The organism is Nocardia seriolae NBRC 15557 (genome assembly GCF_007990715.1).
Classification (GTDB): Bacteria; Actinomycetota; Actinomycetes; order Mycobacteriales; family Mycobacteriaceae; genus Nocardia; species Nocardia seriolae.
This window is the reverse complement of the sequence record NZ_BJWY01000071.1, coordinates 1-22,871: the sequence shown is the minus strand read 5'-3', so window position 1 is coordinate 22,871 and position 22,871 is coordinate 1. Positions and strand designations below refer to the sequence as shown.

Here is a 22,871-nt window from a genome sequence, read left to right as displayed (position 1 = left end):
ATGCGGATTGGACAAGGCTGCGCCGCACTGGTTCTCGCGAGCGGCATGGCGCTGGCGGCATGCAGCAGCAATGCGCCTGCCCCGACCGGGACCGGCACGCTGGGCATCACCACGGACATCAACCCGCATCCGCGCGACGACATCAAGGACGGCGGGAATCTCCGGTTGCCGACGCCCGAGATCCCGGTCAACTGGAACGCACAGCAGATCGACGGCAACGACGGCGATTACGCGGATATCGAGCGGTTCATGCTGCCGCGCGCGTTCAACACCGATGCCGCGGGCAACCTCAGCGTCAACCATGACTACTTCACCGATATCCAGCTGACGTCGACCAGCCCACAGGTGGTCACCTACACCATCAATCCCAAGGCGGTGTGGTCCGACGGCTCGCCGATCACCTGGGAAGACATTGCCTCCGAGGGCAATTCGCTGAACGGGAAGAACAAGGACTTCCAGATCGCCATCAGCAACGGCTTCGACCGGGTGGCGAGGATCGAGCGCGGGGTCGACGACCGGCAGGCCGTCATCACCTTCGACAAGGGCTATGCCGACTGGCGCGGACAGCTCTCCGGCAACTCCATGCTCTACCCGAAATCGGTGACGGCGAACCCGGATTCGTTCAACAAGTCCCTGGTCAACGGGCTGCCGGTCTCGGCGGGCCCGTTCCTGCTGCAGAACATCGACCGCACCAACGGCCTGATCACGCTGGCCCGCAATCCGAAATGGTGGGGTGCGACCCCGAAGCTGGACAACGTGACCTTCCGAGTCCTGGACAGCAATGCGTGGACGCAGGACCTGCAGAACAACGAACTCGACGCCGCGCTGCTGCGCACCCTGCCCGATCTGCAGAGCGTCCGCTCGGTGCCGAACCTGTCCATCCGGCATGCCGCGTGGAACCGGTGGCGGTACTTCGCCTTCAACGGTGCGCCCGGCTCCATCCTCTCCGATCAGCGAGTGCGCGTGGCCATCTCGAAGGCCATCGACCGGCAGCGGATCGCCGATACCCTGCAGAACGGCATCGTCGACAAGCCGCAACCGCTGAACAGTCAGGTCTTCCTGCGCGGGCAGCACGGGTACCAGGACAACAGCCTCGGCTTCGATCCCGCTGCCGCCGCCAAGGAACTCGACGCGGCCGGTTGGGTGAAGCAGGGCGACGGCCGGTTCAAGAACGGCAAGAAGCTCATCATCCGCGACGTCTTCGTCCAGGACGACGCCCACCTCCAGGTCGCCAAGCTGATTCAGCAGGACCTCGGCAAGATCGGCGTCGAGCTGACCATCGACGCCCACCCAGCGCAGCGCTTCTTCACCGATGTCCTGCAGCCGGGCGATTTCGACGTGGCGCAGTTCATCCTCTCCGGAGACGCCTTCGTCTTCAGCAGCCTCCCGCAGCTGTTCGGGCTGTACCCCAACGACCTTCAGCTCAACTACGGGCGCGTCGGATCGCCGGAGCTGAACGCGCTCATCGACCAGACACTGTCGGAAGTGGACGCGGACAAGGCTATCGCGTTGGCGAATCAGGTCGATCGCAAGGTCTTCGAGGAAGGTCACTCGCTGCCGCTGACGCAGGACGAGGGCAACTTCGGGGTACGGTCCGATCTGGCCAACTTCGGTTCACCGGGACTGGCCTCGTACGACTACACCAGCATCGGGTTCCTGAAATAGGGCCCGGGCCCGAACAGACGACAGCCATCTCGGCGGAAGGAGCGGTCCATGCGGATACGTTCGACCATGATTCGACTGGCGATCCCGATGGTCGCGGTCGGGATGGTGGTGACCGGGTGTAGTTCGAGCGCCACCGAAGGCGGCACGGCGGCCCTCGGGACGACCAATGCGATCAATCCGCATCCGGTCTCGGACCTGAAGGACGGCGGGAATCTGCGATTGGCAATTACCTCGTTTCCGTCGTCGTTCAACACGTTGCACGTGGACGGCAATGTGCAGGACACCGCCGACGTCGTCACGCCGACGCTGCCCAGCGCGTTCAACAGCAACGCCGCCGGTGAGCTCAGCGTCAACCACGACTATTTCAGCGATATCCAACTGAGCTCGACCAATCCCCAGGTGGTCACCTACACCATCAATCCCAAGGCGGTGTGGACCGATGGCTCACCCATCACCTGGGAGGACCTGAAGTCGCAGTGGCAGTCCAGCAACGGCACCAATAACGACTACCAATCGGCCTCCACCTCGGGCTACGACCACATCGGCAAGGTCGAGCGGGGCGTCGACGACCGGCAAGCCGTGGTCACCTTCAGCCAGCCCTTCGGTGAGTGGCAGGGCGTGTTCGGCCAGATCTATCCCAAGGCTGCCACCGAATCCCCTGCGGCCTTCAACGATTGGGCGCGCAATTCGCTGCCTGTCAGTTCCGGGCCATTCGTGATCACCAATATCGACCGGACCCAGAACCGGATCACGTTGAGCCGCAACCCCAAGTGGTGGGGCGACACACCGAAGCTGGACAACATCACCTTCAGCGTCCTCGACTACACGGCGATCGTCCCGGCCATCCAGAACAACGAACTCGATGAGTCCTACGTCTCCGGACTCGAGGCCGTCACGGGCGCCAAGCAGGCCCCCAATGTCGAGATCCGCCGCGCCGCGGAACCGACCTACGGCTTCATCGCGTTCAACGGTGCACCGGGGTCGGTGTTCTCGGACCAGAAACTGCGGGTGGCCATCGCCAAGGCCATCGATCGGCAGACGATCGTCAATACCGGCCAGCACGGCATCGTCGACAATCCGAAGACCGTGAACAATCACGTCTACATCGACGGTCAGAAGGGCTACCAGGACAACTCGCAGGACATGGCGTTCAACCTCGACCAGGCCGCCAAGGACTTGGATGCCCTGGGCTGGGTCCTGAAGGGTGACGTCCGTGAAAAGGACGGCAAGCAGCTGGCCATCCGGGATGTCATGTACCAGCAGGACTCCTGGGTCGACACCGCCAAGATCATCCAGGCCGACCTGAAGAAGATCGGCGTCAAGTTGGACATCCAAACCGTCCCCGGCACCGGCCTTTTCACCAATGTCATCGACCCGGGCAATTACGACCTCGCGCAGTGGAGCCGCGGCACGAGCGTGCTGCCCATCGGGGCTCTGAAGCAGTACTACTACTACGACCCGAACAACTGGCAGTCCCACAAGTCCCGCATCGGCTCGCCCGAGTTGAACGCGGTCATCGACCAGGCCATGGCGGAACTGGACCCGGCCAAGGCCATCGAACTCGCAAACAAGGCGGACAAGATGATCTGGGACGAAGGGCATTCCATGCTTTTCAACCAGGCGTCGGGCACCCACGCCGTCCGCACCAACCTCGCCAACTGGGGAGCCTTCGGTCTGGCCACCGCCGACTACACCAAGGTCGGCTTCCTCAAGTGACCCGGCGAAGGGAGCGGTCCATGCGGACACGTTCGACCCTGATCCGACTCGCGATCCCGATGGTCGCGGTCGGACTCGTTGTGTCCGGGTGCAGTTCGAACAACGGTGGCGCCACCGGCAGTGGAGAACTCGGCACCACGAACGACATCAACCCGCATCCGGTGTCCGACCTGAAGGAGGGCGGCAATCTTCGATTGGCGCTGACCTCCATGCCGGATTCGTTCAACTACTTGCACGTGGACGGGACCACCGCCGACACCGCGAGTGTGATCGGACCGCTCCTGGGTTCTCCGTTCGTCAGCAACGCGGCCGGCGAGCTCAGCATCGACAAGAACTACTTCACCGATGTGCAGTTGACCGGCACCAGCCCGCAGGTGGTGACGTACACCATCAACCCCAAGGCGGTGTGGACCGACGGCAGCCCCATTACCTGGGAAGACCTGCGGTCGGAATACCAGGCGCAGAACGGCTCCGACAACGCGTACCAGGTGTCGTCGACCGACGGCTACGACCGCATCGACAAGGTCGAGCGCGGAGTCGACGACCGGCAGGCTGTCGTCACCTACAAGCAGCCCTACAGCGAGTGGCGGGGCATGTTCTCGCCGCTCTATCCGAAGGCCGCGACGGAATCGCCCCGGGCCCTGAATGATTGGGCGCGCAATACGCTGCCGGTGAGCGCTGGACCGTTCGTCATCACGAACCTCGATCGGACCCAGAATCGAATCACGTTGAGCCGCAATCCCAAGTGGTGGGGCGATACGCCGAGGCTGGACACCATCACCCTCAGTGTTCTCGACGATAACGCCCTACTGCCGGCGGTGCAGAACAATGAGATCGACGTGGCACGGGCGTCGGGGCTCGAAGGAGTCACCACCGCACGGAATTCGCCGGGTGTGGAGGTGCGGCTATCCCCGCCGCCCGGCTACTCCTTCATCGCGTTCAATGGCGCGCCCGGATCCATCCTCGAGGATGTGAAACTGCGCCAGGCCCTCGCCAAGGCCATCGATCGGCAGACCATCGTCGAGACCTTCCTGCACGGCGTGGTCGACAACCCGAAGGCGCTGGGCAACCACGTCTACAACCTGGGACAGAAGGGCTACCAGGATAATTCGGTGCCGTTCGCGTTCAACCTGGATCAGGCCGCCAAGGAACTCGACGCCCTCGGCTGGGTCCGCAACGGTGACGTTCGCGAAAAGGACGGCAAGAAGCTGGTCGTTCGCGATGTCATGTATCAGCAGGCCGCCTGGGTGAACGACGCCAAGATCATTCAGGCCGACTTCCAGAAGATCGGCGTCAAGCTCGAAATCCAAACCGTTCCGGGGCAGGGCCTGTTCACCAATGTGATCGACCCGGGCAACTACGACCTCGCGCAATGGAGTGTCGGCGGAACCCCGTTCCCGCTCGGCATCCTGAAGCAGTTCTTCTACTACAACCCGAGCAATTGGCTGGGTAACAAGTCCAGGATCGGTTCGCCGGAACTCAATGCCGTCATCGATCAGGCGGTCGCCGAACTCGATCCCGCAAAGGCGATCGAACTCGCAAACAAGGCCGACCAGATGATCTGGGACGAGGTGTGGTCGATGCCGTTCAACCAGCCCGCGGGCACCGTCGCCGTCCGCAAGAACCTCGCCAACTGGGGTGCCTTCGGCATGGCCGACAAGGACTACATCAAGGTCGGCTTCCTGAAGTGAGCCTCCGGATGGGACATCCCCTGGCCTATCCGGCACTCGTGACGATCGGGACCCTGGCGATCACCCTCGCCTGGGTCCCGTTCGGCGATTCGGAGCAGGCGGCGATGCTGGCCGCGGTGGCGGTGATCATTCTGGGGTACAGCGGGTTTCGGTTGGCTGTCGGGCTCGGGTATCTGCCCGCCGGGGTTCCTGCGGGTGGTGGGGTGCGGGAGGTTGCTGTGCGGCGGGTGCGGCAGCAGGATCGGCTGGTGAGTCGGTCGTGGCTGGAGTTCACGGTTGGTGGGAAAGAGCGTTGGCTGCCGGTTTATTTCGATCTGCCGCTGGTTGCCGTCACGCAGGGTACGGCCGAATTGTCCGGGCGGGCTGTGTATGTGGACGGGGGCCGGGTGTATCCGGCTGGACGGGTGCGGGATTCGGAGCCGGTGGGGAAGCTGATCGATAATCCGGCACGACCGGATCCGGAGGCGCTGGGGCGGAGCGGGATCGGGCGCAGGCTATTACTCGACGCCCAATCCGCCGTCGTCGCACCATTCGCAGCCCTGCTGTGGGTATACGTGGCAGGCGGCGGCTGGACAGCCTTCGTGGCCGCCACCCTGGTGGCAGCAGCCACCGCCACCTGGCTCCCCGCCATCCGCGGCTCCGACCCCACCTGACCGGATCATCGAGTGGCACACTTTCAGCCCGAAATTCGGACGAATACCCCGGAAATGTGCCACTCGGTGATCAGGGGCGGTCGAATTCGCCGGAGCGGACGCCGGCGGTGAAGGCGGACCATTCGGTGGGGGTGTACAGGAGGACGTGGCCGTCCTTGGCTTTTGAGTGGCGTACTGCGACGGTGCCGTTGGGTAGGAAGGCTACTTCGACACAGTCGGGGCCGTTGCCGCTCTTGGTGCTCTTGCGGAAGTGGGCGTTGCGTAGTTGAGTGCCCGTGCCGGACAGGTTGTACATCGTGGGCTATCCCTTCGGTCTTGGGTTCTTGCTGATTTGTCGCAGTAGCGTGCGGGTGCCGACTTCATCCAATGCGGCATCTCGGAGTGCGGCGATGGCCGCGGTGTGGGTTGCGAGGCTGTCGGGGTCTTCGAGGCACGCGGCACCGACCAGGGAATCGAAGTACACGACCGGCTGGGGATCGATACCGCCGGACGGTTTCATCTCGATGATCGTGAACGACCCTACGGCCGTTCCCAACGGGAACCCGGCGCTGTAAGGCACCACTCGCAGACTGATGTTGGCGCGTTTTCCCATTTCCACGAGGTGCTCGAGCTGGGCTTCCATGACCCTCGGCTCGCCGACCTGCGTGCGGATGGCGGCCTCGTGCAGGATCGCCTGCACCGCAATCGGTTTGGTCTTCCTGGTGATGAATGTTTGACGTTCCAGTTTGAGCTGGAGTCGGCGGTCGAGCAGGTTCTCCGGATCGTCCTTGAAATAGACTCGATCCAATTCCCTTGCGTAATCGGGCGTTTGCAGCAATCCGGGCACGATATTGCAGTTGTACAGCGTTAGCCGCTGCGCACAGGCCTCCATGTCGGCGTAGATGCGGAAGCCGCTGTGCACCACATCGCGGTACTTGTACCACCACCAGGATTTCGAGGCCGCCTGCCTGACCAGGGCGATCAGATTCGTACGCGCGTCCTCGTCCATTTCGAGGATCTTGGCGAGGAGATCCACCTCGGGGAGGCTGATCCGGCCGGACTCGCCACGCTCGATACGACCGAGTTTGCTGATGCTCCAACCCGGCCCGATCTCGTCGACCACATCCTTGAGGTCCAGGTTGGCTCGCTCGCGCGCTTCGCGCAGCTGCATCCCGACCTGTTTGCGCGCCACCGAAGTCGGCGCTTGGTTCGCATTTGCCACGACCACTACCCCCTCATGCGTATGAAGAATGGCAACCGCGTATAGCCATTTTGGCAATGTCTCAGGGCTTTTGGGGCAGTTTCATGCGATTGCCGCAATGGCATTGCCGCTTTCCTCCACTGGGTGTGTGCTTGTAGTGCGCCGGTGCACACGTGTCAGCCAGTCGACTCGAGGAGGGCGAAATGCCTTTGGAGATATGGACTTTTCTGCTTGGTGCCGGTTCGTTTCTGGTGCTCGTCGCGGGGGTGCACTGGACTGTCGGCGGGGATCGGGTTCAGGCTTCGCCCGGGGGGCCCCTGGTTATCGCCGGTGGGGTGGTGTGGCGGCGGGTTCCGCTGGGGAATCGGTATCGGGTGCACGGTCGACATCGGGCCGGGTGAGGGGGATGGCGAGGCTTCCGGAGTGGGTGAAGGTGACTGCGGCCGTTCGGTTTCGGGTCAGTGGGCGGGATGCGGTGGAGTGTTGGATCGATCAGGCGGGCGATCGGGGGGTGCTGTTGTCGAACGGGGAGCGGTTCGGGATCGGGCATTTGCGGCGGGGGAACAGTGATGACACCAGTTATTTCGAGAAGTACGACGCGCGGGCGGGGGTGCGGAAGACCGTGCGGCGGAAATGAGATACGGCCCGTTCCGGGGGTGCTCCACCCCGGAACGGGCCGTATGTCGCTGAGCTGAACGGTTATTCGGCGGACTTTTCCGCGCGGCGGGCGGCCTTTTCGGCGGCTTCGGCGGCGTCCATGGCGTTGGCTTCCTCGAGGGTGGGGGCGCTGCCGCCGAGGCGGGCGGGGACCCAGTAGGCGCCGGGCTCGTGGACGTAGTCCTTCTGGAGGTCCAGGAGCATTTCCGACATGGTCGCGTGGAGCTGGTCGGTGAGGGCCGAGGCGGGTTCGAAGGGTGCGATGGGCTTGCCGACCGCGATGGAGATGGGGGTGTTGGTGCGGCCCAGGCGTTTCGGGTGGCCCTTGGTCCAGACGCGCTGGGCGCCCCAGATGACGATGGGGATGATGGGGACGTTCGCCTCGAGGGCCATGCGGGCCGCGCCGGACTTGAAGTCCTTGATTTCGAAGCTGCGGCTGATGGTGGCCTCGGGGTAGACGCCGACCAGTTCGCCGGAGCGTAGGCGCTTGACGGCCTCCTGGTAGGACTCCGCACCCGCGGAGCGGTCCACCGGAATGTGCTTGAGGGCACGCATGATCGGGCCGGTGGGGCCCTTGAAGACCTCTTCCTTGGCCATGAAGCGGACGTAGCGCTTCACCGTGCGCGCGGGGAGCCCGGCGTAGGTGAAGTCCAGATAGCCGGTGTGGTTGATCGCGATCACCGCACCACCGGTCGCCGGAATGTTTTCGTCGCCCTTGACGGTGAACTTCAGGCCCTGCAGCGCGAAAATCGTGCGGGCCAGCCCGATGATGGGGTAGTAGACGGGTTCCACAAGTCCGCTAGCGTAGTCGCTGCTCGCGCGTCATCCAGTGATCCAGGCAACACCTTCTTGATTAATGTGACTTACAGACACTGAAAGAGGTTCGCAGGAGTGGAGAACGGCCGGACAGCACTGCGTGTTCATCTCCGCAAGGGGCTGGTCGGGACGCTGATAGCCGGGGTGGCGTGGCTGGCGAACGGCTGCGATTCCAGAGTCGGGATCGAGGGCACGGATTGGGAGGCGGACTCCGGCACGACCGCGCAGACCAGCACCATGCCGCCACTCACGGTCACGACGACGATCGACGAGGTAGGTGCGGTGCCGGGTCGGCCCGAGGCCGCGCCGGCGGTCGCGCACTGGGAGGCGGATCTGCGCAACAAAGCGCTGAGCATCGACGACCTCGCCACCCGCTGCTGGACCATGGCACCGCGCAACGTGAGCAGCATGTACGCCGACACGCGGCCCATCCGCGAGGCGCTGACCGGACCGGGCGTGGCCTCCGGCACCACCGTGACCTGGCAGAGCGCCACGGTCACCGTCACCGCGCAGGATCGCGACATCGCCACCGGATACGCCTGCCCGCACGTGTACCCGGCCGGCGGCGAGGTCGGGTTCGATGACGCCGACGCCCGACACACGGTGCGCCGCTACCTATCCCGCGCCGTCGGCAAGCCGCTCAACACCGCCGATCGGGAGGACGCGTACCCGCTGACCTGCGCGGCGGGCCGCACCTGGGATCCGAACGGGACCGGCAAACCGGTCATGGTGCCGCTGGCGGTGAACCCGTCGAAGGCGGGCACGGTAAAGACTTTCGTGGACGACTCGCTCAAGTCGGAGTGGCCGCGCGGCGGATACATCACCGTGTCGGTGCCGGTCACCACCGCGGCGGGTAATCAGACAAAGCAGATATACACCCTGAAGTCGAGCTCCGAGGGTTACTGCATCGGCGACGTCTCCGGCTAGCCAGTACTCTGGGTGGCTGGTAACGGTCAGGGAGGAATGAAGCTCGTGCAGATCACCAGCGTCGGACACGCCGGATTCCACATCCGAACCGCGGCCGGGACGATCCTCTGCGATCCCTGGGTCAACCCCGCTTACTTCGGATCGTGGTTCCCGTTCCCCGACAACACCCAGCTCGACTGGGACGAGCTCGGCAACTGCGACTTCCTCTACGTCTCGCACCTGCACCGCGATCACTGGGACGCGAAGCTGCTGGCGGACAAGATCAGCAAGGACGCCACCGTCCTGCTCCCGGACTACCCGGTGCCGGATCTCAAGCGCGAACTCGAGAAGCTCGGCTTCACCAAGTTCGTGGAGACCGAGGACTCGGTCAAGACCACCGTCACCGGTCCGGGCGGCGACCTGGACATCATGATCATCGCGCTGCGCGCCCCCGCGGACGGCCCGATCGGCGACTCCGCCCTGGTCGTGTCCGACGGGGAAACGGTGTGCTTCAACATGAACGACGCGCGCCCGGTCGACATGGATGTGCTGCACGAGAACTTCGGGCACGTGGACATCCACCTGCTCCAGTACTCCGGGGCCATCTGGTACCCGATGGTGTACGACATTCCGGCCAAGACCAAGGCCAACTTCGGCAAGCAGAAGCGCCAGCGCGGCATGGACCGCTGTCGCTCCTACATCGAGCAGGTCGGGGCCACCTGGGTCGTCCCGTCCGCCGGTCCGCCGGTCTTCCTCGACGACGAGCTGCGCTTCCTCAACGACGACCGCGGCGACGAGGGCAATATCTTCCCCGACCAGATCGTCTTCCTGGATCAGATGAAGACCCACGGCAATGACGGCGGGCTGCTCATGATCCCGGGCTCGGTCGCGGATCTGCGTGGCAAGGAACTGAATTCGCTGACCCACCCGGTGGATCCGGACACCATCTTCGGCGACAAGGCCGCCTACATCGAGGCCATGGCGCAGCGCATGGCTCCGGTGCTGGCCGCGGAGAAGGCGACCTGGGCTCCGGCCGAGGGCGAGCCGCTGCTGCCGCAACTCAAGGCCAAGTTCGAGCCGATCATGGCGCAGTCCCACCTCATCTGCGACGGCATCGGCTACCCGGTCGGCCTGGTCATGGGCGACGAGACCGTGGTGCTGGACTTCCCCAACCGCGTCGTGCGCGAGCCGATCGCGGGAGAAGGCAAGTACCGCTACGGATTCCGCATCGACCCGGCGCTGGTGCGCACCGTGCTGCGCGATGACGAGCCGGACTGGGTGAACACCATCTTCCTGTCCACGCGCTTCACCACCTGGCGCATCGGCGGGTACAACGAATTCCTCTACACCTTCTTCAAGTGCCTCACCGATGAGCGCATCGCCTACGCCGACGGCTGGTTCGCCGAGTCGCACGACGACTCCGCCTCCACCGAACTCGACGGCTGGGAAGTGCAGCGGCGCTGCCCGCACCTGAAGGCCGATCTGTCGAAATTCGGTGTGGTGGAAGGCAATACGCTGACCTGCAACCTGCACGGGTGGCAGTGGGACCTGGAGTCGGGGCGCTGCAAGACGTCCAAGGGTCACGAGCTGCGCTCGAAGAAACTGGTCTGATCCGGCGAGTGCGGCCGGGCCCGGGTATCGGCCGCACTCACCACCGCGCTAGGGGTTCGGCGTCACCGCCTCACACCCCGATTTCGGATTCCTTCAGTTCCCTGGTGAGCCGCGAAGACCATGGACACCAGAAGCAACCGGGCAGGAACGCCCCGCACGCCTCGTCGAGATAGTCCTCGGTATAGGTCATGGTGGCGTCGCAGACCTCGATGGCCACGGTGAAAAAGCTGATGGTGTCCGGGTCGAGCATGTAGCTCCAGCCCGGGTTGTAGGGCGCCGGCCGCTTCCTGATCCGGCCCATCACATGGGTGGACGCCTTCTCCTCCCCGGAGAGAATGCGGCGCGCTTCCGCGATCCGCTGCTCGTTCAACAGCTCGAAGACGAATTCCTTACCGGAGATGTCGGTAAAAGCGAAGTAGGCCATGGTATTCCCTTCGGCAAAGCGATCGGGTGAAGCAGGACCTGCGCTTTCGATAGTAAGGCCGACAAACCGGGCAAACCGGCGAATTCGCTTGCATACCAATAGGTTCAGAGAACCGCCCCGTTTGTTTGGGATTTCTCCGACTTGCCAGTCCGCTTGGCCTGAAAGATCAAGTCGCGCACCGCCATCGCGCCGCGCGCCACCGGAGCCGCCACCCGGCCCTGCTGATTGATCAGCACACCCGACGGCGTCCCCCGCACCCGATAGCGCAGGGCCGCCTCATTACCCTGCTGCACCAGCACCGGAATCTCGCCGAGCCCCTGCTCCCGGCCCCATGCCGCGTGCTCGGCCACATCGCCGTTGCCCAGCACCGCGATGGTCAACGCGTCCGCCGATCGCGCCTGCCAGCGCGGCAACTCCCGGGCCAGCGCGGCACACATCTCACAGGCCGGATGCACGAAAACCAGCAGCAGAGACTTACCCGGAGAGAGCAATTCATCCAATCCGGAACGACGGCCCGCGGTATTCGACACCTCGAACTCCGGCGCGACCGCACCCTGCGGCAGACCCTCCGCCCCCAGCGTCGACAGCACCTGTTCGTCCAGCCGCCGACGCAGCGCGCGCAGCTCACCCCACAGCGAGACCAGTACCGCCGCGAAAACGGCCCCGACCACCATGGCGACCGTGTGATCGACCGGCAGGGTCTGCGGCACATCGGATTCCACCAGGGTGGCCACCACCGTCCACCCGGCGAGGGCGATCAGCGCGATATTGCGCACGATGGTGCCCCGTCCGATCGGCGCGGCACTGGCCGCCCCGAAACACGAACAGACCGGCCGCTTTCCCTGCCGCAGCAGCCGCACCACCGCACCGGTGAACATCCCCAGCAGCAGAATCGCCACCAGCGTCGCACCGGCCGCGGTCCACGGCGGCAGCAGCGCGACCGCCACCAGCGCCTCCACCCCCGGCAGCCCCCACGCCACCGCGGGCACCCAGGCCAGCGGAATCCCGAACTCCCCCACCGCCTTGCGGGTCCCCGCGCGATCGGCGAACTTCCCCCACGCCGAGAGCCCGAACACGACGGCCAGCGTCAGGCGCGCGGCCCACACCACGTAGTCGACAGCCATAACCGAACCATCGCACACTCAAATGGACGGCGAATTACGAATCCGGAGAACAGATTTCACCGGTCACCCGCGCGATCGAGCCGCTACCGCGACCGCCACGAAGGTCAGCGCACAGCCGACGACCGCCGAGACCGACAGCCCGGCACCGCTCGGAGCCACCACATCCAGTACCAGCGATGCCAACAGCTGCCCCGCCACCGAACTCAGCCCGAGCAGCAGCACCCCGATCCAGCGCACCGCCAGCACCGCCAGCGCGACGAACACGATTCCGATCAGACCGCCCAGATACAGCCACGGCTCGCCAGGCAACTGCCCGAAACCGCCGCGCCGGAGCAGCACTCCGGCCTCGATCGCCACCAGGGCGGCGGTACCCGTCGCGAAGTTGGCCAGCGTCGCCGAGAACGGTCCGCCGACCACGCCCACCCGCCCGTTCACCGCCTGCTGCCAGGCCACCAGCAATCCCGCCACCAGCGGCAGCGCCACCAGCAGCACCGAGACCCCGCCGTGCCCGCCCGTGCGCACGCCGAGTCCGTTGCGCCCCGTCACCGCCAGCACCACCGCCACCAGCCCGAGCACCGCCGCACCGATCCGCCACGCCGTCACCGGCGTCCGCCCGCTCGGCCCCCAACCCAGCCGATCCACCACCAGACTGCTCACCAGCTGCCCCGCCACCGTCGCCACGGTGAACGCGGTCACCCCGATCGTCGCCACGGTAAGTCCCTGGCAGGCCACGAAATACGCTCCGGAAAGCCCGCCCAGCAGCTGCCACCACCGCAACTCCCCGGATCCCAGCGCGACCCGCACCCGCCCGACCCCGGCCCGCAGTTGCCCGCTGAGCGCGAACACCACCGCGAGAATCAGCAGCCCGCTCCCAAAACTGATGGTCGCCGCCGCGATCCCGTCCCCCAGCCGATGCCCGAGCTCCCCATTGATCCGGGACTGCACGGCGACGGCCGCCCCGATAGACCCCCCGAACACCAACCCCAGCCACCGCCGCACCGCCACGGGTCGATTGTGCTCTCAGGGCAGCAGCCCTCAACCAACCGGTCGTTTCCCAGTGCTGTCAGCCCGGCCCTTGTCCTCGGTCTCGACGCGGGCACGAATGGCCTCGACGGAGTTCCGGTCGCGTTCGCGCCGTCCGGTCGGGACCGGACGTTCGTGGTTCATCCACAGCGTCAAAAAGACACAGAGGGCCACCGCTACCGCGACGAACCAGAATTCGAGCATCTTCGGACCGCCTCTCTCGAGTTCTCACGGCCGACCGCCCGACGCGCGTCGGCACCCGACCAGAATCCCCTCGGCCCACGCCCGAACAGTAGGGACGATCCTCCCGATTCCGCGGTGATCTTCGGCCCGACCCGGCGGGACCTGATTCGATTCGCGATCAGGAGGATTCAGTTCGACCTCGCCGTTCGCGCGGGAACCCCGCCCACTGTTCCGGGCAGCCAGGTCGGGACCAGCGCGGCGGCCAGCAGCAGCGGCAGACCCAGCAGAGCGACCATGACCGGGACCGAGAGCCAGGTCGAGGCCAGGGCGGCGCAGCCGAAGACCAGCAGGGCGATCACCTCCGTGGCGAAGCCGGACACCGAGGTGACGGTGGCGCGGGCGGGACCGGTAATGGCGTCCTGCAACCTGGCCGAGGCGATCACGTCGGCGTTGTAGTCGATGCCGTAGGCGACACCGACCGCCGAAAAGCCCACGGCCATCAGCACGTACGGGGCAGCCGGATGGCGCGCGGCCGACCCGGCGAGCAGGGAACCGCCGATGAAGAGGACGCCCGCCACCGCCAGCGCCGCGGCCACGGCGCGATCGCCCATGCCCTCGGTCCGGCCCGCCAGCAGCGAACCGGCCAGGGATCCGGCCACGGTGACGCCGACCAGCACCGCGGCCAGGGCCGGTCCGGCACCGGCGTGCCCGGCCAGCAGTGAGAAGTACTCGTCGAATGCGGTCATGCCGTTCAACAGGGCGACCAGCACGATGCCGCAGCGAATCACGCGCACGCGCATGGCTTCTCGCAGGCCGGTGCGGAGCATCGCGAGGTAGCCGGTCGAATCCGCCTGCGGCACGGCCGGTTCGGGCTCGGCCGCCGCATCATCGTCGAAGTCATCGGCCTCCTCGAGTTCCTCGACATCGGCTGCCGACACCGATTTCGGGGCGCTCGGCAGCGTGATCGCGGCGAGAGTGTGCAGCACCGCCATGCCGACACTCGACCAGGCCACCAGCGCGTAGCCGCCCAGGGCGTACAGCGGGGCCGCCGCGAGAATGCCTGCCAGAGCAGCGGATTCGGTGGCGGCACGGGTGTAACCCATGATCCGGGGGTAGGAACGGGTCGCGGCGCGGGCGGCGAGGTCGTCGTAGAGCAGGGCCTCGAAGGTGCCCGATCGCAGTGCGCCGGAGGCGCCCCACAGGATGAAGCCCGCGGCGAAGCCCAGGTAGGACGGGTACAGCGTCCAGGCCAGGAATCCGGCCGCGAGCAGTGCGCCGGACAGGATCAGCAGGCCGCGACGCGACACCGTGTCGGCCCATGCGCCCGACGGGATCTCCAGCAGGAACGCGGTCGCCGACCAGATGGCGAGGAGGGAGGAGATCTGTGCGGCGCTCAGGCCGTGCGCGGCGAAGAGCAGTGCGTAAATCGCGTAGAACGGGATCAGGTCCGCGGTGAATGCGAACAGCACCGCGCGCACCGTGAGGGCGCGCGTCGTGTCCGGCCCGGAGGACCGGGCGCCCGCGGGAACGGGGCGGGCGCGGGAGACTCCGCTACGGAGTACGAATCAAACGGCGTAGACGAGCAGACGCATGTGATCAACCCTGCGCGCCGGGCGCACCACCGTCAAGCGGATTATCCAGGGGGATCCAGCCATTGGTGGAGAGCTCGCCCTCGGCCACCGCCGCGCCCACCAGGCCGTGGCGGTCGTTGAGGTCGTTGATGAGCTCGGACACCGGGTGCGAATCGCTGTAGTGGTAGCCCTGGGCCAGCGCGAAACCGAGCTCGGTCAGCACCGCGGCCTGGTATTCGGTCTCCACACCCTCGGCGATGACCTGCAAATCGAGCGACTTGCTCAGCGCCGCGATCACACCGAGCAGCGGCGGGGCGGGGGAATCCGAGCGGATCGCCGCCACGAAGGACTGGTCCACCTTGAGGATGTCCGACGGCAGCGTGGCCAACCGGCTCAAAGACGAATAGCCGGTGCCGAAGTCGTCGATGGCGATGCGAACGCCGCGCTCGCGCAGCTTGTGCAGATTGGCGATGGCGGTGTCGGACTCGGCGGCCAGTTCGCTCTCGGTCACCTCGAGCACGAGTTGCTCGGCGGGCCAGCCGGTTTCCTCGAGAATGCCCGAAACCCGGTCGGCGTACTCGGTTTCGGCCAGCTCCAGCCCGCTCACATTGACGTTCAGGGTCAGATCGAGCTGGGCGAAGGTCTCCTGGAGGCGGGCGGCGTCGGCGCAGGCCCGGCGCAACACCAGCTCGTCCAGATCGGAGATGAGGTCGTATTCCTCGGCGACGCGGATCAGGCCCTCGGTGGTCACCTCCGGCTGCGCGTGCGAGGACCAGCGCAGCAGCGCCTCCACGCCGACCGCGCGGGTCGCGCCGTCGGAGAGCGAGACGATCGGCTGGTACTGCACGTCGAGGGTGCCGCGGTCGATGGCCTCGCGCAGCTCCACCGCCAGCGGCAGCTGCCGCGACGACTCCAGCACCGTGCGATTGCGGCCCGCCTGCTTGGCGCGGTACAGGCCGACATCCGCGCGCGACACCAGCAGCGAACCGGATTCGCCCGGCTGCCAGGCGGTCACACCCGCCGAACAGCCGGTGGTGACGGCGGCCCGCAGCTCCTCGGTCAGCAGAATGGCGGCCTGCTCGGTGGTGCCGGGCAGCAGCAGCGCGAAGGCGTCACCGCCGTAGCGGGCCAGCCGCTGATCCGGGGTGAGCAGCTTGGCCCAGGTGTCGGCGACCCGCTGCAGCACCGCGTCACCGGCCCGGTGCCCGAGGTGATCGTTGATCTTCTGGAAACGGTCCAGGTCCACCAGCACCAGCGCCAGCCCCTGACCGGTGCGGGTGGCGTGCGCGATGGCATTGCTCAGCACCCGGTCGAAACCACGCCGATTCAGCAGACCGGTCAGCACGTCGATGTCGGCGTCGGAGGCCATGCGCGTCAAAATGCCGACCACGATGCCGATTCCGAAGGTGATACCCGCCGGAATGATGCCCGACCACCACGGCAGCCCGCGCGACGGCACCACCCACAGGCACATGGCGATGGCGAACGCCAGATGCGCGCCCAGCCAACGCCACGAGAAGAAGATGGCCGCATCACACGCGACGAACACGTAGAACGCCGCCAGGCTGATCGCGCCCACCGTATTCGGAAACCAGTGCACCGCAACGGTCACCAGCACGGTCGCGGTCGCCACATAGGCGTGATGCACCGAATGCGGCAGCCGCGGACCCCAGATGAGCAGGCTGATACCCAGCAGCAGCGCCACGAACGCCGCCGCGCCCACCAGCGGCCGATTTCCCTCATCACCCGGGGCGACCGCCGTCAGGATCAGGCCCAGCAGCCCACCCATGACGTAGAACGCATCGGTGGTCCGAGCCATGACCATTGCCGTCGCCAGCGCCGATGCCGCCCACACCCGGGTTCGGGTATCGCCGCGAGACCCGATTCCTCGCACGGTGCCTAGCCTAGACATAACCCCTGCCAGCGGTAGACACAACCGGCGGAATAAGCCACGCCGAGTAGCGAATACTCAGCGAGGCTCCAGCACCTCGGTGCCGACGAAAGGCACCAGCGCAGCGGGCACCCGCACGGAACCGTCGGCTTGCTGATGGTTTTCCAGCAACGCGACAATCCACCGGGTTGTCGCCAAAGTGCCATTCAGCGTGGCGGCGATCTGCGGCTTGCCGTTCTCGTCCCGGTACCGGACATTTAGCCGACGGGCCTGGAACGTCGTGCAATTCGAGGTCGAGCTGAGCTCGCGGTAGGTCTGCTGGCTGGGAACCCAAGCCTCGCAATCGAATTTGCGTGCCGCCGAGCTGCCCAGATCACCCGCGGCCGTATCGATGATGCGGTAGGGCACGTCGATGGCGGCCAGCATCTCCTGCTCCCAGGCCAGCAGCCGCTTGTGCTCGGCGTCGGCCTGGTCCGGGGTGGTGTAGACGAACATCTCCACCTTGTCGAACTGGTGCACGCGAATAATGCCGCGGGTGTCCTTGCCGTAGCTGCCCGCCTCGCGCCGGAAGCACGACGACCAGCCGGCGTAGCGCTTGGGGCCGTTGCTCAGATCCAGGATCTCGCCCGAGTGATAGCCCGCCAGCGGCACTTCCGAGGTGCCGACCAGGTACAGGTCGTCCTCCTCGAGGTGGTAGACCTCGGCGGCGTGCTGGCCCAGGAAGCCGGTGCCCTGCATGACCTCCGGACGCACCAGCACCGGCGGGATCATCATGGTGAAGCCGTTGGCGGTCGCCTTCTGCGCGGCCAGCTGCAGCAGACCCAGCTGCAACAGCGCGCCGTAACCGGTCATGAAGTAGAAGCGCGAACCCGACACCTTCGCGCCGCGCTCCATATCGAACAGGCCCAGCGACTCACCCAGGTCCAGGTGGTCCTTGGGCTCGAAATCGAATTCGCGCGGGGTGCCGATGTGCTCGAGCACGATGTAGTCGTCCTCGCCGCCGGCGGGCGCGCCCTCCTGCACCACATTCGACAGCGCGCGCTGGGCGGCGACCATGTCGGCGTCGGCGGTGCTCTCGGCGGCCTCCGCCTCCTTGACCTTCGCCGACAGCTCCTGCCCGTGCTTGAGCAACTCGGCGCGCTCGTCGGGGGACGCCTTGCCGACCTTCTTGCCCAGGGCCTTCTGCTCGGCACGCAGATTGTCGGCCGTCGCGACCGCCGCGCGACGCGCGGCATCCGCCTCGAGCAGGGTGTCCACCAGAGCGGGGTCCTCACCGCGAGCACGCTGCGACGCACGAACCGCTTCCGGGTTTTCCCGCAGGAATCGAAGGTCGATCATGGGTATTCAGCCTAGTGGGACCCCGCTACCCGATTTTTGGTAGGTCCGCCCAACCACCGCACGACCGGCCGATTTCCGCCCTAGGGTTAGCGCCATGGGACGGCAAGGGAGCCCGGCAGTGGCTGCCGCCGTGGTCTTTCGGAGGAGTCACGATGACCCAGTACACCCCGCACACCGCCGATTTCGTCGTCGTCGGAGCCGGATCCGCGGGGGCCGCAGTCGCCGCACGACTGAGCGAAAGGCCCGGCACCAGTGTCGTGGTGCTGGAGGCCGGGGGTGAGGACAAGGACAAGTTCGCCCACATCCCGGCGGCGTTCAATCAGCTCTTCCAGGGACCCAACGACTGGAACTACCGCACCGAACCCCAGCCCGAACTCAGCGACCGGCGGGTGTACTGGCCGCGCGGCAAGATGCTCGGCGGCTCCTCCTCCATGAACGCCATGATGTGGGTGCGCGGCTTCGCCGCCGACTACGACGAGTGGGCGCGCTACGCCGGACCCGAATGGTCCTTCGAGAAGGTGCTGCCCTACTTCCAGAAGATCGAGTCCGTCGAAGAGGCCAGCGCGCCCGGCGAAGGCCGCGGCGGGCCGCTGCACATCTCCCGCCAGCGCAGCCCGCGCCCGCTCACCCACACCTACCTGCAGGCCGCCGCCGAGGCCGGATACCCGGTGGAGCGGGCGAATCAGGATCGGCCGCAAGGCTTCTCGCAGACCATGGTGAACCAGAAGCGCGGCGCGCGCTGGAGCACCGCCGACGGCTACCTGCGGCCCGCGCGCCAGCAGGGCCGCAACATCACCATGGTCACCGACGCGCACGCCACCCGGGTGCTGTTCGAGGGCAACCGGGCGGTCGGGGTGGAATTCCGGATCGGCGGCCAGACCAAGCAGATCAGCGCCAAGCGCGAGGTCATCCTGTCCGGCGGGGCCATCAACAGCCCGCAGTTGCTCATGCTCTCCGGCATCGGTGACGGCGACCGGTTGCAGGAACTCGGCATCCCGGTGCTGGCGCACCTGCCCGAGGTCGGCCGCGGCCTGCGCGACCACCTGGCCGCGCCCATCGTCTACCGCACCACCGCGGGCAGCCTCTACGGCGCGGACAAGAACCTGCTCGAACTCGCCAACTACCTGGTGCTGCGGCGCGGGCAGCTGACCTCCAATATCGGTGAGGCGTACGGGTTCACGCGCAGCCGCGAGGATCTCGAGCTGCCCGACCTGGAACTCATCTTCGGACCCGCGCCCTATATCGCGGAGGGGCTGGGCGATCCGGACGGGCACGCGCTCACCTTCGCCGCGGTGCTGCTCAAGCCGGAATCCATCGGCAGCATCACCCTCACCTCGCCGGACCCGTTCACCGCGCCGCGCATCAACCCGCGCTACTGCGCCGAACCCGCCGACCGCGCCGCTCTGCTCGCGGGGCTGCGCACGTGTGTCGAACTGGCGCACCAGCCTTCGATGAAGGAGCACATCGGCGAACTCATGCAGCCCGCCGTGCCGTCGGACACCCCGATGGAGGAGGTGCTGCGCCGCTGCCTCGAGGACCACTCGCACACGCTCTATCACCCGGTCGGCACCTGCGCCATGGGCAAGGACGAGACCAGCGTGGTGGATCCCCAACTGCGCGTGCGCGGATTCGAGGGCCTGCGCGTCGCCGATACCTCGGTCATGCCGGTCATCACCCGCGGCCACACCCACGCCCCGGCCGTCATGATCGGCGAAAAGGCAGCCGACCTGATCCTCTCGTGAGAACAACTACGCAAATCAAGAAGCGACGTGCCAAAACTCGCTGGTTCGCGGCGCGTCTCGTTCTGGACTGAGTGGAGCGGGGGAGCGAAGCGGAGGAGCGGAGGGAGGGAAGAACGAGACCTCCAGCGCCGCGAACCCGCCGGAGCGAAGCGGAGGCAATTAAACTCGGACGCGATGCCTGAGCACAAGACGCCTCCGCATAGGCCCGCGCCTCCGCCTTCGCAGCGACCCGGGTCGCCGAACCGTCGGAAAACGACGGCGATGGATCGATTGGTGACACCGTTCCGTGCTGTCGAGTCCAAGCTCGACAAGAACGGGCCGCTATCGGCGTCAACGGTGCGGTGGGGGCTGCTGGCCATGGCGGTCGGCGTCACGCTGGCGGTGCTCATCACCATGTTCATGTCCAACGGGTTCGACTCGAACCGGGTGAAGGCGCACGCGCCGGGCGGCGCAGAACCCACCGGCGCGGTGGCGGGCACCGCTTTCGGCACCGCCAAGGAAGGCGACTGCCTGACATGGTCCAAACCCGGTGGGGCAGATCTGAAGAAAGTGGACTGCTCGAGCAAGCACATGTTCGAGGTGACCGCCGTGGTCGATCTGAGCAAGTACCCGGGTAAGGAATTCGGGCCGGGTTCGGTGTATCCGGATTCGCTGCGGTTCACCGAACTGCGGGACGAGCACTGCGTCAGCGCATCCCAAGTCTACTTCGACGGAAAACTCGATCCGCGCGGCAAATTCGATATCGGCGTGATTCAACCCGGCAAGGACGGCTGGAAAGCGGGCGAACGCAGCTTGCGGTGCGGCGTTCAGGTGAAGACGACCAGCGGCGAAGCCGTCGTGCCGTCACTCGGCAGCGTCCGCAACGTCAATCAATCCAAGGTCTACGACACGGGCACCTGCATCGGTATCAAGAACGGTCTGCCCACCGGCGAACCCGTCGACTGCACCCAGCCGCACGCCTACGAGATGATGTCGACCGTGGACCTCGGTACCCATTTCAACGGTGGGCCACCGAGCAAGGACGATCAGGACAAATTCATGTCCGAGCAGTGCGCCAAGGACAGTGCTGACTTCCTAGGCTCACCCAACACGGTCCTAGACAAGACGCTCACGGTCTTCTTCGACTATGTAGACGCCCGCAGCTGGCGGGTCGGTAGCCGCAGCCTCAACTGCATGATCGGCAAGGGCAACGACCAAGGTTTCTCGTCCATCACCGGATCGGCCAAGGGCGACATCCAGATCGACGGCCAGGCCCCGGTGCCGCCGCCCAATTCCGGCCGCTTCACCCCGGCCCCGCTGCCCGGCGCGGCCCCGCCGGTTATGCCCCAGCCACGATGATCCGGCGGTAGCGAACACCCATGCCCGTCTCCATGTCCGACGACCGCTTCGAGGAACTGGTCGGCGATGCCCTCGACCTGATTCCGCGAGAGTTGTCACAGGCGATCGACAATGTGGTCGTGCTCATCGAGCCGCGCAGCGACGAGGACCCTCACCTGCTCGGTCTCTATCACGGCATCGCACTCACCGACCGGGACTTCAGCCATTACGGCGGCGCGCTGCCCGACACCATCACCATCTATCGCGAAGCCATCCTGGAGATGTGCCACAGCGAAGAAGAGGTGGTCGAAGAGGTGGCAATCACAGTGATTCATGAGATAGCGCACTATTTCGGGATTGACGACGAGCGCCTTCATCAGCTGGGATGGGGCTGAACAGCGGCGCTGGGAACCGATCAGCAAACCTCTGCGTCCAATCTTCATAACCGGGGTGGAACGTAGAAGGGAGCCCGATCATGGTTGGCCATGTCCTCGTGCAGCCCGAGGTGATTCTCGCGGCGGCACTCGAGCTCGACCTGCTCGCCGAACGCCTGGCGGCGGCCGCGAGCGCCACCGCACCGGCCACCCACGTGCTGCCCTCCGGCACCGAAGAGGTGTCGTTCTTGGCCACAGCGCATTTCAACAATGCCGCCTTCACCCACGACCACTCCGTCGCCCAGGGCATTCTCGAGCTGCATCACGCGGCCGCCACCCTGCGCAGCCAGCTGGCCCAATACCTGGCCCAGGACGCCCTGCGCGCCGCCGGTATCGCCGCGATCCAGGTGTAGAAGGGGAGATACACGCATGACGCTGGGAATCACCGGGGTGTTCTGGCTGCCCCGCATGGCCGAACTGAACTCCGTCTCGCTCAATGCCGGTACGCACGCCATTCCGCTGGTGGCCGCGAACACCGCGTGGAGCGGGCTCACCGCCGCCTGGGTCGACGCGACCACCACGGTGGCGCGGGTGATGGCCGAGATCGGAGTCGGACTCGAGGGGTTGAACGGACTCAATGTGCTGGCGCGGCTCGGTGTCTTCACCGGCTGGGCCGAGCAGCAGGCGGTGATGGCGGGCGTGATGGCGGGCAAGGCCGCCGCCAATGCCACCGCCTACACCGTGGCCTCCATCGCCATGCCGAGCCTGCCCGAGATCGCGGCCGTGGACGCGGCACGGGTGGCCGCCTACTCCAGCGGCGGCGCGCTCAACGGCACCGCCGAGGCGGCCGAGGCCGCCAAGCTGGCCCTCGACATCCGGGCCGCGCTGGTGATGGAAACCTATGAGGCCGCAACGAGTTTGATGGTCATGACGCCCGGCCAGTTCCTGATGCCGCCGCCCATCGCCATGGGCGCGGGCTCGGCTAATAC

At 66.2% G+C, this 22,871-nt stretch carries 21 protein-coding genes; 11 read left to right on the top strand and 10 right to left on the bottom strand.

Annotation, left to right across the window (positions count from 1 at the left end):
* From NS2_RS21205 to NS2_RS21190, 4 genes are read left to right on the top strand one after another with little or no spacing between them, the layout of a single operon-like run.
* A complete protein-coding gene (locus NS2_RS21205; protein WP_071343425.1) occupies positions 1–1,665 on the top strand; it encodes an ABC transporter family substrate-binding protein in 1,665 nt (554 codons plus the stop codon).
* Between the two features lie 48 nt (positions 1,666–1,713).
* Positions 1,714–3,381 carry an ABC transporter family substrate-binding protein gene (locus NS2_RS21200; RefSeq protein WP_033089883.1) on the top strand — a complete coding sequence of 556 codons (1,668 nt, stop codon included), beginning with the start codon at positions 1,714–1,716 and terminating at the stop codon, positions 3,379–3,381.
* Positions 3,382–3,401: 20 nt separating this feature from the next.
* Positions 3,402–5,072, top strand: a complete 1,671-nt coding sequence (locus tag NS2_RS21195; protein WP_033089882.1) for an ABC transporter family substrate-binding protein — start codon at positions 3,402–3,404, stop codon at positions 5,070–5,072.
* Positions 5,073–5,080: 8 nt separating this feature from the next.
* Entirely contained in the window at positions 5,081–5,725 is a 645-nt protein-coding gene (locus tag NS2_RS21190; RefSeq protein WP_052086810.1) for a hypothetical protein, read from the top strand.
* 70 nt (positions 5,726–5,795) lie between these two features.
* On the opposite strand, the gene NS2_RS21185 is transcribed toward NS2_RS21190, so the two are convergent.
* The 3 genes from NS2_RS21185 to NS2_RS21175 all read right to left on the bottom strand — a co-directional run bounded on the left by NS2_RS21185 (position 5,796) and on the right by NS2_RS21175 (position 8,354).
* Positions 5,796–6,020, bottom strand: coding sequence for a DUF397 domain-containing protein (locus NS2_RS21185; RefSeq protein ID WP_045438214.1), 225 nt, complete (start codon positions 6,018–6,020; stop codon positions 5,796–5,798).
* Positions 6,021–6,026: 6 nt separating this feature from the next.
* Positions 6,027–6,926: a helix-turn-helix domain-containing protein gene (locus NS2_RS21180; RefSeq protein ID WP_143161495.1), complete on the bottom strand. Its 900-nt coding sequence runs from the start codon at positions 6,924–6,926 to the stop codon at positions 6,027–6,029.
* 678 nt (positions 6,927–7,604) lie between these two features.
* Complete coding sequence (locus tag NS2_RS21175; RefSeq protein WP_033089880.1) at positions 7,605–8,354, bottom strand: lysophospholipid acyltransferase family protein; 750 nt, start codon at positions 8,352–8,354, stop codon at positions 7,605–7,607.
* A gap of 99 nt (positions 8,355–8,453) precedes the next feature.
* Between NS2_RS21175 and NS2_RS21170 the strand changes: the two genes are divergently transcribed.
* Both NS2_RS21170 and NS2_RS21165 read left to right on the top strand, forming a co-directional pair.
* Positions 8,454–9,305: a hypothetical protein gene (locus NS2_RS21170; RefSeq protein ID WP_052486698.1), complete on the top strand. Its 852-nt coding sequence runs from the start codon at positions 8,454–8,456 to the stop codon at positions 9,303–9,305.
* A gap of 45 nt (positions 9,306–9,350) precedes the next feature.
* On the top strand, positions 9,351–10,895 hold the full coding sequence (locus NS2_RS21165) for a Rieske 2Fe-2S domain-containing protein (protein WP_033089891.1): 1,545 nt from the start codon (positions 9,351–9,353) through the stop codon (positions 10,893–10,895).
* Between the two features lie 70 nt (positions 10,896–10,965).
* Here NS2_RS21165 and NS2_RS21160 read toward each other — a convergent pair whose 3' ends face one another.
* The 7 genes from NS2_RS21160 to serS form a co-directional block, all read right to left on the bottom strand.
* Positions 10,966–11,319, bottom strand: a complete 354-nt coding sequence (locus tag NS2_RS21160) for a BP74-related protein (protein WP_033089879.1) — start codon at positions 11,317–11,319, stop codon at positions 10,966–10,968.
* A 104-nt stretch (positions 11,320–11,423) separates the two neighbouring features.
* Positions 11,424–12,443: a MauE/DoxX family redox-associated membrane protein gene (locus NS2_RS21155; RefSeq protein ID WP_033089878.1), complete on the bottom strand. Its 1,020-nt coding sequence runs from the start codon at positions 12,441–12,443 to the stop codon at positions 11,424–11,426.
* A gap of 63 nt (positions 12,444–12,506) precedes the next feature.
* Positions 12,507–13,448 (bottom strand): DMT family transporter, encoded by a 942-nt coding sequence (locus NS2_RS21150; RefSeq protein WP_036546359.1) that lies wholly within the window; start codon positions 13,446–13,448, stop codon positions 12,507–12,509.
* Between the two features lie 30 nt (positions 13,449–13,478).
* Positions 13,479–13,670 carry a hypothetical protein gene (locus NS2_RS21145; protein WP_033089876.1) on the bottom strand — a complete coding sequence of 64 codons (192 nt, stop codon included), beginning with the start codon at positions 13,668–13,670 and terminating at the stop codon, positions 13,479–13,481.
* 167 nt (positions 13,671–13,837) lie between these two features.
* Entirely contained in the window at positions 13,838–15,118 is a 1,281-nt protein-coding gene (locus tag NS2_RS21140) for an MFS transporter (RefSeq protein ID WP_045438227.1), read from the bottom strand.
* A 127-nt stretch (positions 15,119–15,245) separates the two neighbouring features.
* A complete protein-coding gene (locus NS2_RS21135; RefSeq protein WP_238588439.1) occupies positions 15,246–17,114 on the bottom strand; it encodes a putative bifunctional diguanylate cyclase/phosphodiesterase in 1,869 nt (622 codons plus the stop codon).
* Positions 17,115–17,189: 75 nt separating this feature from the next.
* Positions 17,190–18,449: a serine--tRNA ligase gene (gene serS, locus NS2_RS21130; RefSeq protein ID WP_033089875.1), complete on the bottom strand. Its 1,260-nt coding sequence runs from the start codon at positions 18,447–18,449 to the stop codon at positions 17,190–17,192.
* A gap of 152 nt (positions 18,450–18,601) precedes the next feature.
* Between serS and NS2_RS21125 the strand changes: the two genes are divergently transcribed.
* The 5 genes from NS2_RS21125 to NS2_RS21105 all read left to right on the top strand — a co-directional run.
* Positions 18,602–20,191: a GMC family oxidoreductase gene (locus NS2_RS21125; RefSeq protein WP_036546360.1), complete on the top strand. Its 1,590-nt coding sequence runs from the start codon at positions 18,602–18,604 to the stop codon at positions 20,189–20,191.
* A gap of 273 nt (positions 20,192–20,464) precedes the next feature.
* Positions 20,465–21,529, top strand: a complete 1,065-nt coding sequence (locus tag NS2_RS21120) for a septum formation family protein (protein WP_261772298.1) — start codon at positions 20,465–20,467, stop codon at positions 21,527–21,529.
* Between the two features lie 20 nt (positions 21,530–21,549).
* Complete coding sequence (locus NS2_RS21115) at positions 21,550–21,903, top strand: metallopeptidase family protein (RefSeq protein WP_033089873.1); 354 nt, start codon at positions 21,550–21,552, stop codon at positions 21,901–21,903.
* A gap of 80 nt (positions 21,904–21,983) precedes the next feature.
* The gene (locus NS2_RS21110) at positions 21,984–22,295 is read left to right on the top strand and encodes a PE domain-containing protein (RefSeq protein WP_033089872.1); all 312 of its coding nucleotides are present in this window, start codon (positions 21,984–21,986) and stop codon (positions 22,293–22,295) included.
* Between the two features lie 16 nt (positions 22,296–22,311).
* Positions 22,312–22,871 (top strand): PPE domain-containing protein (locus tag NS2_RS21105; RefSeq protein WP_147207259.1); only part of this gene is annotated, 560 nt, incomplete at its 3' end.

Bases quoted from the DNA above. Each gene is read 5' to 3' on its own strand.
- NS2_RS21205 (WP_071343425.1), top strand. From the start codon at position 1: ATGCGGATTGGACAAGGCTGCGCCGCACTGGTTCTCGCGAGCGGCATG.
- NS2_RS21200 (WP_033089883.1), top strand. From the start codon at position 1,714: ATGCGGATACGTTCGACCATGATTCGACTGGCGATCCCGATGGTCGCG.
- NS2_RS21195 (WP_033089882.1), top strand. From the start codon at position 3,402: ATGCGGACACGTTCGACCCTGATCCGACTCGCGATCCCGATGGTCGCG.
- NS2_RS21190 (WP_052086810.1), top strand. From the start codon at position 5,081: ATGGGACATCCCCTGGCCTATCCGGCACTCGTGACGATCGGGACCCTG.
- NS2_RS21185 (WP_045438214.1), bottom strand. From the start codon at position 6,020: ATGTACAACCTGTCCGGCACGGGCACTCAACTACGCAACGCCCACTTC.
- NS2_RS21160 (WP_033089879.1), bottom strand. From the start codon at position 11,319: ATGGCCTACTTCGCTTTTACCGACATCTCCGGTAAGGAATTCGTCTTC.
- NS2_RS21155 (WP_033089878.1), bottom strand. From the start codon at position 12,443: ATGGCTGTCGACTACGTGGTGTGGGCCGCGCGCCTGACGCTGGCCGTC.
- NS2_RS21145 (WP_033089876.1), bottom strand. From the start codon at position 13,670: ATGCTCGAATTCTGGTTCGTCGCGGTAGCGGTGGCCCTCTGTGTCTTT.
- serS (WP_033089875.1), bottom strand. From the start codon at position 18,449: ATGATCGACCTTCGATTCCTGCGGGAAAACCCGGAAGCGGTTCGTGCG.
- NS2_RS21125 (WP_036546360.1), top strand. From the start codon at position 18,602: ATGACCCAGTACACCCCGCACACCGCCGATTTCGTCGTCGTCGGAGCC.
- NS2_RS21115 (WP_033089873.1), top strand. From the start codon at position 21,550: ATGCCCGTCTCCATGTCCGACGACCGCTTCGAGGAACTGGTCGGCGAT.
- NS2_RS21110 (WP_033089872.1), top strand. From the start codon at position 21,984: ATGGTTGGCCATGTCCTCGTGCAGCCCGAGGTGATTCTCGCGGCGGCA.